Genomic DNA, 15,387 nt, shown 5'->3' on the forward strand with positions numbered 1-15,387 from the left:
CCGTAGAGAGGTCTTTTGTTATCGGTAAGGCTGGCCAAGGACAGCCACATATTGATTGTCGAAAAACGGTTTGAACTTATTTTGGTCCCAACTCAAAGGTGTTTGCACGAGACCGAGTCCGTCCGCGTTGTACTGCCCGATGATCCGCTGAAGCGCGTACAATTCGTACACACCATCTCCGTCAAAATCGATAGGGTAGAGTTGGTTCAAATCGGATACCCATCCTTCTCGTGGTTGAATGAGCGTGCCATCTGAGTTATACAAGTCGGCTAAATACTGCGGATCACGATTGCTTAAGTCAATTGTAGATGTCAGGTTCATCGTCTCGTTGATGACCTTGACTCTGTATTGGTCTTCATAAAGGACAGCATATTGATTTTCCCCGTTAAACACTTCGTAATCAAAAAGGATATTTGCCAGATTGTTTGCGAATGAATACACATAAAAATAACCGAACCCACCGCTGCCTCCTGAATTGATCCGGATGAAAATGTCGTCGACCCCGTTGCCCGTGAAATCCCCCAGGAATAGGGCAGGTTCATAGCCTGAGTCCGTTTTTAAAGGAATATTATAAAACGCATTCGTTTTTCCGTCCTGGACGACGATTGTGAGGGCCGTTGTGTACGGACTGTCTGATGATTGTTGACCGACGATGTAAACATAATCTTGTATATAATCACCGTTCACATCGCCTTCAGCAAAAGCTAGAATCGATGACTGCTCCTGTCGATTGAAGAAATGAGGATGCATAAGGACCTCCTATAGTGCATTTATCCTTACTATATGAAGATTGGAACAGACGGTTCCAATCTAGGTAGTCGATTTGAAATGCTCCGTGCTTTTAACGAGACAAATTCGGACAAAGGAATCCCCGTTTCGGACAAGGTGACCTTTATTCAGGACATCCAATCTGGCTATTCGGACAAGCTATCAACTATTCCGGACATTCACTCCCGATTCGGACAATTGATGCACTTTATCGGACATCGACACGAGTAATTCAGACAATTAACACACGAATTCGGACACCCATTCTATAGCCCTCGATATGCAATAAAAAAGCGACCAGATACACGCTCTGGTCGCTCGAAAACCCTATAGACGCTTGAACCCTTCTTGCGTCAAAAACTCAGCCGCTTCTTCATACGAGTTGAAAGAACCCTCAAGCTGCTCATCGGCATACACAAAATAGCCATCATCTTCCCTCATCAACACGAGGGCCTGGTCGTTGCTGTTCAACCATTCCTCCATGACTGGATCTTTTTCAGCGGGGGAAAGGGCGAGAGAGTCAATCGATTCGCGGATGATTTCGCGTAGTTCATCTGCGTTATAATCACGGATGTTGACCATCCCTTTATCGTCCGTTGGATAGTCTTCGATTTCACCGGCAAAGACGAAGCCGTTGCCATTCGGGTGAAGGCGATAGACGACGATTTGTTTATCATAAAGGCTGTCTTCAAAGTGGAAATTCACACGACCTAAAGAAATGTCCTTTCTTTCCAATTCCTCAAACTCTTCAATGACGGCCAGCTTTTCTTCAAAAGATAACATGCGTTCCGTTTCCTCCTCTATACCAAAAAGTTTGGCATATTTCGTAATACCATAGTCTACCACAGTGCGTCAGTGAAAGAAAATGGATCGGTACCTATTTCAGTCCGAAGAAGGATTTTCGCGGAAAAGGTAGAAATTTTAAGGATAGTGAGAGAGGAGGACCCATCATCAAAGGTGTGAATATGGGGTTGACGGGGATAGGTGTTTGCTTGATTGTCGTTCTGGGATGGATGATCTTTTTTGGTGAATCCCCTGATCATGTACTTCGTGTAGAAGACTTCGGGGCAGTCGGGAATGATGGGAAGGACGATTCAGAAGCGATTCAACGGGCGATCGATGCCAGTGCGGAACAAAAACGTGGACCCGTGGTGATGACAACTCACCAAAAATATACCATCCAGAAAGGGATAGTTCTTAAAGAGGGTGTAGAGATTCAATTCGGTCATCAAAGTGAGTGGTTGATTGAAGGGGATTTCCGTGTTCTAAAGGTAGAGAAGAATGCCCGGATCGAGGGAGGGTTATTGATGGTGCAAACAGACGGGTTTTCATCAGAAGTCATCTATCTGGACGGTGAAGAACAATTTTGGACGTGGGATCAAACAGGAATTGAAGATGTGAAGGTCATCAATACGAGCGGGTCCAATCAAGGGACAGGGGTGCTCTTCCACGCCGATCAATCAGATGAATTTATCAGCTTTGTAGATGTAGAGGGTGTAACCGTGACTGGTTTTCATACAGGGCTCAAGCTTCAGGCAGACCCTCCTGAGGGGGAGGAGTATAATTTCGTCAATGGTAACCGCTTCGTCAATCTGACCCTTGAAGATTGCGTGCGTTGTATCAATCTTCAGAGTGGGGTATCTGTACCGAATGAAGTCTCAGGGAATCAATTCATCAACATTCAAATCCAGCTTACTGATGATATAGAATCAGCGATCACTATAACGGGGTCCGACAACCAGATCGAAGCAATGGTCTGGGATTATGAGTCGTTTCCATCCTCGGAGTCTATGATCCGATTCGACGAAAATTCTCAGAGAAATTCGTTTATGTCGAATTTACCACCTGATTTAGTGGAAGATTATGGGGCGACGAATCAATCCACCAGCCCTTTGTATTAAGGAATTAATAATGAATGAGCATTCATAATTTGTGGGGGATTTGCCCGTAAACCTTGAATGCTTTTTTTGTTGGAAAAAGTAAGATATTGAGTAAATAGGAGAAAAATAGAGGGATTGACCGATAATGTTCTTTTTAAAGAACAAAAACGACTTTTTTAGCGATTTCATTCTACAGAGTGAACGTTTATAATCAATACAAGAAAACGTTCTTTATAAAGAACTAGTGTACTTTATAAGAGGGAATATAGTAGGGAGGGAGAGGATGGTTGAGCGACGGAACATACTTACTAAACAATGGTGGGATGATCAATGAATGAAAAAATGGATGTGAAACGTTTCATGACCGTAGTGAAGAGAAGGTTCCTTACCATTCTTCTCGTTACGATGACTTTATCCCTGATTACGGCCGCAGTGAGTGTATATGTCCTTAAGCCTACCTACGAAGTGACCCACAATCTTGTCATTGGGAAATTGAATAAAGACGACAGTACTTATGGAGAGAACAGAGAATTGAACATGTTGCTCGCATCTACGATTGATTTCATTCAAAGTCCGAGTGTGCTGAGTTCAGTAAGAGAAGACTTCGCCATTCCTTATGAAGAATTAAGTGAGATGATTGTCGTCAGGAATACGCAAGACTCCCAAATCGTGAATGTGACCGTAAGAAGTTCACATCCTGATGAAGCAGAAAAAATGGCAGAGATCATCGTCCGAACCACCGTCACGCAAATGAATGAACTGTTCGATGTCAACGATATTGTCATTCTCGATGACCCGACAGGAGAAGGGCAAGTGCAGCAAGTCGGTAGCATTTTGATCAATATCGGTATAGGAGTGGTTGTCTCGGTCCTTGCTGGTATCGGAATCGCGATGCTGCGTGAGCATATGGATGACTCGGTCGAGGGGGCCCGTGAGCTGGAGGAACAGGTGGGTGTACCAGTGCTTGGAGTTGTGGATATGAAGAAGAGGAAAAGGACGATAAAAAAGCATCAACTTAAGACGGAAATCGAAGAAGAGTTGAGTGTCAAGGAAAGAAGGAAGCGAGGCGAAGTCCGTGTTTAGAAAAGCGAAGAAACAATGGAAAGTGATGCAGCAGGTAAGACTCGGGGATACAAGTATAAGCACTGAGCAGATCCGGATGATTCGCACGCGGTTGGAGACGAAAATGACGGGACCGTGTACGTTGATGGTAACGTCCCCTGATTCGATGAAACAAAAATCGTTGATTTCTTCAAAACTCGCTCTCTCTTTTGCCGAACAAGGAAAAAAGGTATTACTCGTCGATTGCAATGTCCGTTACCCTAAGGTTCATGAATGGTTTCAAGTCGATAACCAAAGTGGATGGACGACCGCCTTTCATTCTACCCTTCACTCTCCTTTAGATTTTGTACACGAAACATACCAGAAGGGGCTTTCTGTCCTGACAACAGGCCCCCATACACAACAGCCTTCTATGTTATGGAATCAGAATATATGGGTCAAATGGGGAGAAGGATTCCGGCAAAACTATGATTTGATCCTGTTCGAGGCTCCATCCATGCTTGCTTATGCGGATGCTCACTTGGTGATGAATCATTGTGATGGAGTGGTCATGACGGTGAGAAGACATCAATCCAAGAACGAAGAAGCAAGAGAGGCGAAGGAGGCCATTGAGCAGACGAACGTCCCTATATGGGGTGTAATCCTGCAAACCGGGTAGGGGGTTCATGAATGGGGGGTAAGAAGAATTCCATAGTCGTCAACATCCTTCATTTATTTTACAGTACGGCTCTATCGAGTGGTCTTAACGCCCTGGCGCTGATTGTGCTTGCAGGTTATCTGCAATCGAATCAATATGGATTATTCAGTGTAGCCTTAGCCTTCGCGATGATCATGAGTTATTTTACAGACGCAGGGTTGAGTGACATCGTCCTTAGGGAAGGAGCGAAGCAGGAGGTCGGTCACTCCCGTTTGCTTACTTCTTACATGAAAATGAGGCTGCTCCTTCTGATTCTCACTTTCGCTTTAGGGTTTTTTGTGATCTATATCATGAACGGTGACAATGCCAAGTTGATGCAGACGGCTTTTGTGTTAATCGTTCCGATGGTCACGGGAGTCGCCCTTCAAAGCATCGGAACCACCTACTTCCAATTGATCGAAAAAATGCAGTATTATGGTCTGATCCGGTTGGTTTCGGCAACGGCATTGGTCCTGTCGATGTCGGTCGGGATGTTCCTTCAGTGGAACCCGCTCCTCGTGACGGCGATGTACGGCGGTTCTTATTTAACAGCGGGCATAGTGGCTATCATTCTCGTAGGTAGGCACGTCCGGTTATCTTTCACTGAACCGTTCCACCGGGGGTTATTGAAGAATTTAGGCGCATTTACGATCGGCGGACTGCTATTTGTACTACTGCCTCACCTTGGACCGATTTTATTAGAAAAAACCATTTCGCTGGCTGAAGTCGGATTGTTCGCCGTTGCGTACCGTATTCCTCAGGCTCTCCAGCAAATCCCTTTCGTTGTCGCTGGTGCCTATTACCCGGTATTGTTCCGGACCTTTCAAAATGATCAGTTGAATGACCATCGCTCTCATCAACGCATGCAGGTAAAAATCATGGCGTTGATCGGGATGATGATGACGATCCCGTTCTTTTACTTCAATGAAGAGGTCATCCGGCTCCTGTTTGGTGAACAGTGGTCAGAAGCGGCTCTCCCGTTAAAAATCCTGTCGCTCATGTTGACTCTTCAGGCTGTGAATATCGCTTTGGCGGATGGTTTGACCTCAATGGAGAGACAGAACGCCCGCACCATCATTCAAGCGATCGCCATTTTAATCGGTGCCTTCTTATATATCGGATGGAGTAGCCGTTATGGCGTACTCGGGGCAGCATTCGCTGGAGTAACCATTGAATGTATCGGTTTAATCGGATTCTGGGTTTGCACACGTGCTCGTTCAGAACTTTTCAAACGCGTTCTTTTTCCATATCTCAGCCTATTCGCGGGAAGTCTTTGGATGATTGATGTCTACCTTGGAGGGAATCCATGGGCAGCGGTTACCGTCCATCTCACTATTATGGTCGTATTGATTGCACTTGATCAAGAGTTGCGCCTGAATCTAGTGAAGGCCTTCAGTAAATATAAACGCGTGATGCACAACGGGACGACAAGCTGACGAGGAAGGAGGGGGTCGTGATCATGTATAAAGAAGGAGACAGGGAAAGAAACCGTTGGATCGTTGTCTTCCTCTTCTTGCTGGTGACGCTTGCGAACTATAATATCTATATCGGATTCGCCTTGAAGCCGTACATGGTGTTTTCCATGATCTATTTGATCGTATGTATTGGTTCTTTCCGGTTTGTCCGCTTCCATTTATTCGAGGTTGCCATGGTCGTCTTTTACTTGATGTACAGCCTTTCTGGAGCATTTTCGATTTATCCGGAGTCCAGCTTACGAATACTCGTCGGCATCATCATTTATCTTTCCTGCTACCTCGTGATGAAGTCGATCATTGGGCAAGCGAGCGAACGAGTCATTATCAAGAGTATATCGATGGTCGGAATCTTCTTCAACGCGATGAGCCTTACACTCTATTCCATCGGATTGAAGACAGTCGGATTCGTTCTCCAGGGCGACCGCGTCTACGAATATGGGTTGATGTTGGATCGTGATTACCCACGATTGATCGGCTTGCTTCAAGACCCGAACTTCTTCGTTTTCTACAACACCCTATTCTTTGCTTTTTACTTAACGAACGCGAAAGGGTGGATGAATAAAATCGGGTTGCTGTTAGTCGTGGTGACGAACTTGCTGACGTTCTCAAGGGGCGGTTTAATGGTCATGGTCGTTCTCTTCCTTCTCTATATGTTCCTTAATCCTCCTATGAAACAATTGAAAATAATCACGGCTCTCACGCTTTCGGTATCGCTCGGAGCTTACATTTCTATCGTTTATTTCAAGTTTCAGATTTTCGACATCTTCACCTCCCGGATGAAAGACTTCACCGAGGATGGGGGGAGCGGAAGGCTCGACCTTTGGGGAAGAGCTTGGAATTACTTCACGGAATATCCCTTCTTCGGCATTGGAGCTTTCAATTTTTCCGACTATAACTGGCATGAATATCAGGATACATTGACCGTACACAACACGTATCTGGACATATTATCGGAATCTGGATTGTTAGGAATCTTCTGCTATCTTCTTTTTATCCTTCTCGTTTTGTATCAATTGATTGAATATAAAGTGTATAAAAAACGCCCCTACTTATTTTTGACGTTCATCGGACTCGTTCTACAAATGGGTTTCTTATCCGTTATTATCAACGACATGTTCTTCTTATATCTAGCTGTTTTGTCGACGTATATGACGAAGCAAGAGCAGGAAATGCAAGCGTACAAATCGTCCGTTCATCTCCATGTTCGTAAGCAAGTGAAAGGAGGAGCCATATGAACGTTCTTCTCTTAACAGACAAACTCATATTCGGTGGAGCAGAAAGCTATTACTGCAAGTTGGAAAACTGCCTGGAACACCCGGATGTAGAATGCTTTACAGCAGCTGCACCTGGGGAGTTGGAAGGTCGGCTGAAATATAAAGAGCGCTTTCTCAGGTTGAGTCGGACCAACCACGCGAAGAACCTCTGGAGTCTCGCCCGGTTCGTGAAAAAAAAGCAGATCGATCTGATTCACGCCAATAGTTTGCGGATGGTAATGTACGCCGCACTATTGAAGAAATATCACCCGCTTACAATCGTTTATACGAAGCACAATGTGACTTCATTAGAGCAACAATTTCCTCGGATTTTTGCAAAATTGATCAATGCACAAGTGGCGCGGGTCATCACAGTCAGTGATTTTGAAAAGCGAAACATGACGGCTGTCGGTGTAACACCTGAAATCGTCAAGACGATCCATAACGGAGTGGATTTGAAGCAGTTCCCCTATTCTAAGAAAGTCGATCACCCTATATTCAAAGTCGGGATCTTAGGAAGGGTTTCTGAAGAGAAGAACCAGTCGTTTTTCGTAGAGATTGCAGCTGCCTTAAGAAGCTGCAGCAACTTGGATTTCCAGATTGCCGGCGACGGCCCGGACACATCTAGGATCAAGGATAAAATTACGCAGCTCGGGCTAGAAGGCCGGGTACAGATGGTAGGGATGGTCGAGAAGCCAGAAGAGTTCGTCAAGGAAATGGATGTTTTGCTTATGACCTCGACACGGGAGGTTTTTCCGATGGTTGTACTCGAAGCGATGGCGACAGGCACTCCGCTTATTTCTATCGATCGCGGAGGGATCAAGGAAGCGATCTTAACCGATGAAACAGGTTACTTGATCCGAGATCATTCGCTGGCAGAATTCAGCTCGAAAGTTCTCTATCTGAAAAGCCATCAAACTATCCGTGACCAGATTTCGCGTAGAGGGAGACAACGAGTGGAACAACACTTCTCACTTGAGCGAATGATCCAAAAGACGCTTGTTGAATACTTAAGTTTGTACGGGGAGGTGACGAAGCATGAACAGAAGCACCATCACTTTTGGCGTATTAATCGAAGACGTCGCAATGCCAAAGTGGCAGGCGGAAATGATTGACCATCTGATAGCCTCTCCCCATGTGGATGTTCACTATTTGATGACGATCAGGGGTAAGAAATCGGTCTCTGAAACAGCGAGCTGGGGAGGGGTTCCCTGGGTGTCAGGAACGGTCGTGACAGACGTTCATCTGACTAACGATACAATGAAATGGTTGAAAGAGCATCCGGTCGATGTCCTGTTATCCTTAGGAAAATGGAGGTGGCAAGGCGCTATTATCGACTTCCCTGCCTACGGGGTATGGGGGTTCCGGCATCAGTGGGAAAAGGTTCCGTTTTTCCAACACTATAGAGAACGTAATTCAGAATCGGAGGTCATGCTGGCTCGGCTGTTCCATGATGAAGATTACCAGTCTTTGAAAGTAGGGTACCGTCACATGCATCCTTTCTCGAGGAGGCGTCACCAAAGAGCGATGGAGGAGGGGGTGGTGGAGTGGCCGGCTCAAGCGGCGAAGGACATTCTTATAAATGGATATCCAGACTCCATCGTCGTCTCAACCGTTTATGATGATCCTAAGGTAGCGGATCGACTCCATGTCGTTCTATCCCAAACGAAGCACTTGGGCAAAGAAGTGTTGAAAAAAGCTTTCGCCTATGAGTACTGGAATGTCGGGTTTTCCAACCAAGACTTATCATCAATAAGTCAGGAAGGAGTGAGCCTCCGCTTTTTGAAGGAAGGGAAGCATCATTATTACGCAGACCCCTTTTTTTACAACGACGGCGAAAATTGGAGAATTATAGCAGAAGAGATGGATCACCATGAACCGAACGGCTTCATTAGTGAATGGGTGATGAGAGATGGAGATGAGCCGACCGAATACAAACGAACGTTGAGTCAGCCCCATCACATGTCTTATCCATATATCGTTCACCATGATGGAACGACCTACTGCATACCGGAAACATCTGAAGCGAAAAGCGTCGTGCTTTATCAATGGTCAGGTCATTGGAAAGTAGTGAAAACCATGTTACACGATTTTGCGGCTGTCGATGCTACCGTCACGTATTATGATGACCAGTGGTGGATGTTCTGTACGAAAGCTTCAGGTGGGAACAGTCACAATGAAGAATTGCATGTGTTCTATGCAGATGATTTACTAGGCGATTGGAAGGAACACCCATTGAACCCGGTCAAAGTCGATGTCCGATCTTCAAGATCTGCAGGTACACCTTTCGTGATGGAAGAAAGCTTGTACCGCCCTTCTCAGGATTGTTCCCGTACGTATGGGGGAGCGGTCGTCATTAACCGGATTGTTGCGTTGAGTTCAGAACAATTTCGTGAAGAACCGGCGTATCGCCTCGAACCCGATCCCTTGAGCGACTATCCTGATGGATTGCACACCGTATCTTTCGTGAATGGTGTCGCGCTGATGGACGGCAAAAGGATTGAATATCATGGGAAACACCTGTTGAGAAAAATTCATCGATTTCTTTTAGCTAGGGCAAAAAGGATGAAGAAGAGAGAACAAACATTGAAAGAGAAACCATCGGATGCTTTTTTTAGTTGATTGTTCTTTATAAAGAATAAACGTTCTCATAAAAGATTTATAGGGAGGATATCCATGATGAACGATTTGAACAATGGTGGATTGAAGCAATCGTTTTGGACCGGAATCGATTTGACTCTCCTATTTTTAGGGTTTTGGCTGGCTCGTGAACTCTTCTTTCATTCAATGATATTACCCCCCCTATCTATAGCCGTAGCGCTTGGTGTAGCCTTCTTCATCTTTTCTTCTTTGGATGTATATTCTGACTGGAGGAGGAAATCGTGGATGACCCTTCTCTACACTCTTGTGTCAGGAATGATGCTCAGCGTTGCTTCCCTGTTGGTGGTGACAACTGTTACGTCCTGGTTTACTTATTCATTCGTCATTGTCGCCGGGACGATCCAGACCGTGTTGGTTCTAGGCCTTCGGATTACCGTTTGGCACATAAGTAAGAAATGGAGGCGTCCACGTTCGGTATGGTTCATTGGTGAAGGGTCCCAGGACAGTCAGGCATTTATCCAAAAGCTGATGCGTCAGCACGAAGGTCGGGTGCAGATCACCGGCCACTTAGATGCATTTGATGAAGAGCGGCTGCTCTCTGTGATGCATGAAGTGGATACGTTGCTGCTCAGTCCATCCATGAGCCAAACGCAGAAGCGAATGGCATCCGAAATGGGGGAGAAGTACGGAAAAGAAGTACTGATCATTCCTGAAATGTACGACTTATCGATTCGCAGTGCTCACACAGAGCAAGTGGATGATATGATCGTTTTTTCCATAAGACCTTTGTATATATCGAAGGACGAGAGAGTCGTGAAGAGGAGTGTGGATATCATCGTTGCCATCATGCTCCTTGTTCTCACCAGCCCTATCTTTATCATCGTCTACTTGATGGTATCGATGACGTCCAAAGGTCCGGCATTCTTTAAACAGGAGCGTCTCGGCCTGAATGGAAAACCATTTCATATCTATAAGTTCAGAAGCATGGTGCAGGATGCAGAACAGAAGACTGGGCCAGTACTCGCGACAGATAAAGATCCTCGCATTACACCGGTGGGAGCTATGATTCGTGCGACAAGACTCGATGAGCTGCCTCAGTTGCTCAATGTCCTCAAAGGAGACATGAGTCTGATCGGTCCAAGACCAGAGAGGGAACACTTCGTCCTGCTCTTTGATGAACAATACGCGAACTACCGTCAACGGATGAATGTGAAACCTGGAATTACCGGTCTCGCCCAAATTTCAGGAAATTACACGACATCAGTCGAAGATAAGCTCCGTTACGATTTGATGTATGTCCGTCAATATTCGCTCGGTCTTGATTTTCGGATTCTGCTACAAACCATAAGAGTCATGCTTCAACGTGAACAGGCGAAAGGGTTGGAATCAATTCCGGCTGTGCTGCGCGAAGAAGAGACAGCGCGAAAACTTAACCATCAAAAAGCAGTCCACTAATTCAGGAGGGATGACCGAATGGTTGAAGAGAAAGTTTCCATTATTACACCCGCTTATAATGCTGCTCGCTATGTGAGGGAAACCATACGTTCTGTTCAATCTCAGACTCATGAGAATTGGGAAATGTGGATAGTGGATGATTGTTCAAAAGATGAAACGGTTCGCATCATTGAAGAGGAAATCCGAAAAGATCCGCGCATTCATTTGATCGCATTGAACGAGAATGGAGGGCCGGCCCATGCGAGGAATACAGCGCTTCAGGCCGCTAACGGACGTTACATTGCGTTTTTGGATAGCGATGATGTATGGAAACCTAACAAGTTGTCGAGACAGTTAGAACTTATGAAAGAACATCAAGCTGCTTTCTCTTTCACGTCATATCGAATCATGAGTGAAGACGGGATTCAATCAGACGTAGTATTTCACGTACCGCAGCAAGTCAGCTATCAAGACTTATTGAAGAATACATCGATTGGAACATTGACGGTCGTGATCGATCAGAAAGCAATCGGTCCTTTGAGGATGCCTTTGTATCGGGACTGTTCCGAGGATTTCGGGTTTTGGCTGTCGATTCTATCTCAAGGAATTACAGCACTCGGCATAGATGAAGAATTGGCCGTTTACCGCAAATGTGATCAGTCCTTATCCAGTAACAAGTGGAAGTCAGCCAGAAAAACGTGGAATACGTATCGAAAAGTAGGAAAGATTACGATCCCTCATTCGATGTGGTATTTCGCAAACTATTCGTTTCACGCATTCAAAAAACATTCAAGGACCTCGTAGAGTTCTTTGCGAGGTCAGGATGGAGAGTGGAAACAGTGAAGCAGACGAGACGAAGGCGCTTGAATTTGATCCAAATCGCACGAGCTATCGCCATCATTTTCGTATTGATCGGCCATGCCAATGTCGTGTTTCTGGATGAGTGGGGCTATGACTGGTTACAAATGGGGAGTTGGGAACGGACAGGGGGAGTAGACTTTTTCTTCATCATTACGGGTTTCATGATTTATTATATGTATCATGGACAGGCTGGGGAGAAGGGGAAAGTATCTAAGTTCCTGATGAAACGAACGATCCGTATCTTCCCTCTGTATTGGCTGTTCACAACCGTGGCACTGCTCGCGGCCCTCTTTCTTCCGTTTGCCGCTCAAGAGATGACGGACGGTCAAATATGGAGGTCGTTCTTCCTTCTTCCTGGTGAACCTATACTCGCTTCTGCGTGGTCATTAACCTATATCTTCGCTTTTTATCTGTTGTTCAGCGCTTATTTATATCTCCCAAAAGTCTTCTTGCCTCTTATCTTTATATGGTCTATCTTAACTTTGCTAGCAGCGATCCCAGGTGTTGTTTTCTTGCAGCCGTTCTGGTTCAGTATAAGCATCGTCGAAATTCTTTCAGGAAGTGTGGTCGCATATGTTACGTTACGATTCACCATTCCAAAGCCTGATTGGCTGCTCGTCATCGGATTAGCTGGGTTCATAGGAGTGTGGGTAAATAATAACTATGGTTTTATCGATCTGTCTCCTGTCTTATTCTACTGGATATTTGCCATACTCGTCGTAACCGCAATCGCAGAAAAAGACAAAAAAGATCGTAAAGTTCCTGCACCCTTATCCTTTCTTGGTGATGCCTCCTATTCGATCTATATTGCTCACGGTCCTTTTTTGCAACTTTATATTTATATTTGGAGTAGGCTCGGTATGGAGGCGTTGTTCGGTTCCTTCTTGTCGCTCCTGTTTTTGATCGTGTTGTCTGTCTTATCAAGCTGCCTCGTCTATATCGTGATTGAAAAGCCGATGAATACGTATTTACGAGGGAAGTTCCTTCATCGTAAGCAACGAAAAACACAATCTCCCCTGCCTGTTCCCATGACTGAATCACAATCGCCCCTATAAAAGAAAGGGGTGGAACAGATTCTCTATTGTGCAAGGAAGTGGACCGTGGTATAGTAAGGAGGCGATGAGCTGTTTGTGTAAGACGGAGTATATGCTGAAAAGCTAAACGACGAATGTGGTCGTCGGTACATTCGCCTCAAAATTCGAAAGCCTCCCTCAAAGAAGGGAGGCTTTTTTCTATTTATGATGATTTATTTTCCGAAGCTCATATGCTGATAACGCCCACGCGCCATCTGATAAATACCATATAAAATGAATCCTAGCGCTACAGCACCGAGTAAATAGCTGCCATATGGCTGTCGGGCGAGCTCTGAAAGGGCACCATCCAATCCTTTCGTTTCGGATGGATCAGCGGTCCATGCGGTAAGGGTGAAGAAGAACCCGATCATTCCAAGCACGATACCACGAGCCATTAAGCCCATTTTACCAGCGTTTCTGGCAATCTTTCTTTCGTGTTGATCCATTTCAGAAGTTTGGAATTTAGACATGAAATTCTCTGTGAAGCCTTGATAAAACTCTTTGATTCCGTACCCGATGACGATTAGTCCAAGGGCACCAACCAAGAACCTGCCAAACGGTTGACCAAGCAGCATCGCAGAAATCGTTTGGTTGGTATTTCCACCACCTGATCCCGAGTGCATTGCGATTTGTATCGCATTTACAGCAAGCCCCGTATAAATGAGACCGCTCACGGCATAACCTATTCTCGTCACGATTCCTTTTGCATCCTTCCCCTTGTTATGAGGATCTTTGATGGCTTTTATAAAAGACCACATGATATAGCCGATGACGCCGATGCCGATGACCCATAATAGGAATTCTCCGAACGGGACGCTTGCGACGGTTCGGAACATTCCGCTCGTACCTGTCATTTTACCTCCGACCCCGATAGCCGCCATGAATGTTAATATTCCGACAAGCGCATAAACGACGCCTTTTGACATGTAACCGAAACGGCCAATTCGTCGAATCCAAGGTTTGATTTCTTCTTTGGCTTTTTCTGATGATGCTTTTGCTTGCATGGTTGCACTCATTGTACCGATCCTCCTCGATTGTGATGTATAAGTGTTTCCCTATTAATGAAATACAGAAACTAGGAATCTTAACGTTGATACCTAGTACCTATTGAAGGGAGATCAGAATTGAATATCAGATATGTTATGATAAAAAAATGAGAAGGTGATAGGATGTATCTAACAGTCAAACAAACGGCGGAGTATTTAGAACTGCCGGAAGAATATATCGCTCGTCTTGTGAGGGAAAATCAGATACGTTTTCTTCATGACGGGGAGCAATACTTAATCAACCGCGAACAATTTCAGTCTCATTTAGAGCAGATGGAGAAATACCGGGCGATGATTCAAGCATATTTGGATGAACCGATACCTGAGGACCCGGATGTAAAAGACGAAGATTAAAAAAGCAGCGCAGAGGTTCTGGCTAATCATATAAGAATACCGTGAGATGGAAAACGACTCGCTTTCCTGCGGGGGAGCCGGCAAGCCTCCTCGTTCGTTGACACTCTCTGTGGGGTCTCGCCTAGGTCCTTCTCCCGCGGGAGTCTCCCCGTTTTCCATCCCACTATGCTACAAATAGTGAGAACAGAACCTCTCCAAACATTGTGTTGTCATCAGTAGCGCTCAACCTTATAGTTGAATCTCTAGAGGTTCAGTCTTCCTGAGGTGAGGTGGCGTGGAAACGGCGACACTCCTGCAGGATTCTGAGGCTTGGGTGAGATCCCGCAGGTCGCGAAGCGATCGAGGAAGCTCACCGCCTCCTGCGGAAAGGGAGTCGTTTCCACGCCATCGGTTCTTCTCATTGTGGAGGAACCGAAAGTGGCTTTCTCGGGCACATTGAAAAAGCAGTGCATGACTGCACTGCTTTGGGTGACTTAGTTTTTTACAGCGATTGCTTCAATCTCGACTTTTGCGCCTTTGGGTAGTCGACTGACTTCTACGGCTGCTCTTGCTGGATATGGTTCGCTGAGATAGCTTGCATAAATGTCGTTCACTTTGCTGAAGTCGTCCATGGAATCCAAGAATATGGAAGCTTTCGCTAGGTGTTGATAATCCAGTCCAGCTTCTTTTAGAATCGCACCAACGTTTTTCATCACTTGATGCGTTTGAGCCTCGATATCTTCAGACACAAATTCCATGGTGTTCGGATCGAGAGGGATCTGGCCTGAGATGAACAGCATATTGCCGAGATCTACAGCTTGTGAATAGGGGCCGATCGCAGCGGGTGCTTGATTGGTTGAAATCGGTTTGAACATAAAACATTCCTCCTATGTAGGGATTGGTTTATCTCATCCTAACACGAGAA

At 45.5% G+C, this 15,387-nt stretch carries 16 protein-coding genes; 12 read left to right on the forward strand and 4 right to left on the reverse strand.

What is annotated here, in order from left to right:
• Positions 1-18 precede the first annotated feature (18 nt).
• Entirely contained in the window at positions 19-750 is a 732-nt protein-coding gene (locus H0266_RS15680; protein WP_181473362.1) for a VCBS repeat-containing protein, read from the reverse strand.
• Between the two features lie 33 nt (positions 751-783).
• Here H0266_RS15680 and H0266_RS15685 point away from each other — a divergent pair, with 33 nt between their 5' ends.
• Positions 784-999: a hypothetical protein gene (locus H0266_RS15685; RefSeq protein WP_181473363.1), complete on the forward strand. Its 216-nt coding sequence runs from the start codon at positions 784-786 to the stop codon at positions 997-999.
• Positions 1,000-1,095: 96 nt separating this feature from the next.
• On the opposite strand, the gene H0266_RS15690 is transcribed toward H0266_RS15685, so the two are convergent.
• A complete protein-coding gene (locus tag H0266_RS15690) occupies positions 1,096-1,551 on the reverse strand; it encodes a hypothetical protein (protein ID WP_181473364.1) in 456 nt (151 codons plus the stop codon).
• Positions 1,552-1,733: 182 nt separating this feature from the next.
• On the opposite strand from H0266_RS15690, the gene H0266_RS15695 reads away from it, so the two are divergent.
• The 10 genes from H0266_RS15695 (at position 1,734) to H0266_RS15740 (ending at position 13,065) form a co-directional block, all read left to right on the forward strand.
• Complete coding sequence (locus H0266_RS15695) at positions 1,734-2,669, forward strand: glycoside hydrolase family 55 protein (RefSeq protein WP_246364138.1); 936 nt, start codon at positions 1,734-1,736, stop codon at positions 2,667-2,669.
• 309 nt (positions 2,670-2,978) lie between these two features.
• Positions 2,979-3,731, forward strand: coding sequence for a YveK family protein (locus tag H0266_RS15700; RefSeq protein ID WP_181473366.1), 753 nt, complete (start codon positions 2,979-2,981; stop codon positions 3,729-3,731).
• Positions 3,732-3,756: 25 nt separating this feature from the next.
• Complete coding sequence (locus H0266_RS15705; RefSeq protein ID WP_181473367.1) at positions 3,757-4,368, forward strand: CpsD/CapB family tyrosine-protein kinase; 612 nt, start codon at positions 3,757-3,759, stop codon at positions 4,366-4,368.
• A gap of 11 nt (positions 4,369-4,379) precedes the next feature.
• Complete coding sequence (locus tag H0266_RS15710) at positions 4,380-5,822, forward strand: oligosaccharide flippase family protein (protein ID WP_181473368.1); 1,443 nt, start codon at positions 4,380-4,382, stop codon at positions 5,820-5,822.
• Between the two features lie 23 nt (positions 5,823-5,845).
• Entirely contained in the window at positions 5,846-7,096 is a 1,251-nt protein-coding gene (locus tag H0266_RS15715) for an O-antigen ligase family protein (RefSeq protein WP_181473369.1), read from the forward strand.
• A complete protein-coding gene (locus H0266_RS15720) occupies positions 7,093-8,229 on the forward strand; it encodes a glycosyltransferase family 4 protein (RefSeq protein ID WP_181473370.1) in 1,137 nt (378 codons plus the stop codon). The genes H0266_RS15715 and H0266_RS15720 overlap by 4 nt, the downstream gene beginning before the upstream one ends.
• Positions 8,153-9,736 carry a glucosamine inositolphosphorylceramide transferase family protein gene (locus H0266_RS15725; protein ID WP_181473371.1) on the forward strand — a complete coding sequence of 528 codons (1,584 nt, stop codon included), beginning with the start codon at positions 8,153-8,155 and terminating at the stop codon, positions 9,734-9,736. Before H0266_RS15720 ends, H0266_RS15725 begins: the two co-directional genes overlap by 77 nt.
• Before the next feature lie 57 nt (positions 9,737-9,793).
• Complete coding sequence (locus H0266_RS15730; RefSeq protein WP_181473372.1) at positions 9,794-11,170, forward strand: sugar transferase; 1,377 nt, start codon at positions 9,794-9,796, stop codon at positions 11,168-11,170.
• 18 nt (positions 11,171-11,188) lie between these two features.
• Complete coding sequence (locus tag H0266_RS15735) at positions 11,189-11,953, forward strand: glycosyltransferase family 2 protein (protein WP_181473373.1); 765 nt, start codon at positions 11,189-11,191, stop codon at positions 11,951-11,953.
• Between the two features lie 35 nt (positions 11,954-11,988).
• On the forward strand, positions 11,989-13,065 hold the full coding sequence (locus H0266_RS15740; protein ID WP_181473374.1) for an acyltransferase family protein: 1,077 nt from the start codon (positions 11,989-11,991) through the stop codon (positions 13,063-13,065).
• 191 nt (positions 13,066-13,256) lie between these two features.
• Here the strand turns inward: H0266_RS15740 and H0266_RS15745 are convergent, their stop codons facing one another.
• A complete protein-coding gene (locus tag H0266_RS15745; RefSeq protein ID WP_181473375.1) occupies positions 13,257-14,099 on the reverse strand; it encodes a DUF1206 domain-containing protein in 843 nt (280 codons plus the stop codon).
• A 153-nt stretch (positions 14,100-14,252) separates the two neighbouring features.
• Here H0266_RS15745 and H0266_RS15750 point away from each other — a divergent pair, with 153 nt between their 5' ends.
• The gene (locus H0266_RS15750; RefSeq protein WP_181473376.1) at positions 14,253-14,483 is read left to right on the forward strand and encodes an excisionase family DNA-binding protein; all 231 of its coding nucleotides are present in this window, start codon (positions 14,253-14,255) and stop codon (positions 14,481-14,483) included.
• Between the two features lie 473 nt (positions 14,484-14,956).
• Here the strand turns inward: H0266_RS15750 and H0266_RS15755 are convergent, their stop codons facing one another.
• The gene (locus tag H0266_RS15755; RefSeq protein WP_181473377.1) at positions 14,957-15,337 is read right to left on the reverse strand and encodes a RidA family protein; all 381 of its coding nucleotides are present in this window, start codon (positions 15,335-15,337) and stop codon (positions 14,957-14,959) included.
• Positions 15,338-15,387: the final 50 nt, after the last annotated feature.

Source organism: Halobacillus locisalis, assembly GCF_013694105.1.
In the GTDB taxonomy this organism is placed as follows: Bacteria; Bacillota; Bacilli; order Bacillales; family Halobacillaceae; genus Halobacillus; species Halobacillus locisalis.

Bases quoted from the DNA above. Each gene is read 5' to 3' on its own strand.
- H0266_RS15730 (WP_181473372.1), top strand. From the start codon at position 9,794: ATGAACGATTTGAACAATGGTGGATTGAAGCAATCGTTTTGGACCGGA.
- H0266_RS15715 (WP_181473369.1), top strand. From the start codon at position 5,846: ATGTATAAAGAAGGAGACAGGGAAAGAAACCGTTGGATCGTTGTCTTC.
- H0266_RS15735 (WP_181473373.1), top strand. From the start codon at position 11,189: ATGGTTGAAGAGAAAGTTTCCATTATTACACCCGCTTATAATGCTGCT.
- H0266_RS15705 (WP_181473367.1), top strand. From the start codon at position 3,757: ATGCAGCAGGTAAGACTCGGGGATACAAGTATAAGCACTGAGCAGATC.
- H0266_RS15680 (WP_181473362.1), bottom strand. From the start codon at position 750: ATGCATCCTCATTTCTTCAATCGACAGGAGCAGTCATCGATTCTAGCT.
- H0266_RS15690 (WP_181473364.1), bottom strand. From the start codon at position 1,551: ATGTTATCTTTTGAAGAAAAGCTGGCCGTCATTGAAGAGTTTGAGGAA.
- H0266_RS15755 (WP_181473377.1), bottom strand. From the start codon at position 15,337: ATGTTCAAACCGATTTCAACCAATCAAGCACCCGCTGCGATCGGCCCC.
- H0266_RS15745 (WP_181473375.1), bottom strand. From the start codon at position 14,099: ATGAGTGCAACCATGCAAGCAAAAGCATCATCAGAAAAAGCCAAAGAA.
- H0266_RS15700 (WP_181473366.1), top strand. From the start codon at position 2,979: ATGAATGAAAAAATGGATGTGAAACGTTTCATGACCGTAGTGAAGAGA.
- H0266_RS15725 (WP_181473371.1), top strand. From the start codon at position 8,153: ATGAACAGAAGCACCATCACTTTTGGCGTATTAATCGAAGACGTCGCA.
- H0266_RS15695 (WP_246364138.1), top strand. From the start codon at position 1,734: ATGGGGTTGACGGGGATAGGTGTTTGCTTGATTGTCGTTCTGGGATGG.
- H0266_RS15750 (WP_181473376.1), top strand. From the start codon at position 14,253: ATGTATCTAACAGTCAAACAAACGGCGGAGTATTTAGAACTGCCGGAA.
- H0266_RS15685 (WP_181473363.1), top strand. From the start codon at position 784: ATGAAGATTGGAACAGACGGTTCCAATCTAGGTAGTCGATTTGAAATG.
- H0266_RS15710 (WP_181473368.1), top strand. From the start codon at position 4,380: ATGGGGGGTAAGAAGAATTCCATAGTCGTCAACATCCTTCATTTATTT.
- H0266_RS15720 (WP_181473370.1), top strand. From the start codon at position 7,093: ATGAACGTTCTTCTCTTAACAGACAAACTCATATTCGGTGGAGCAGAA.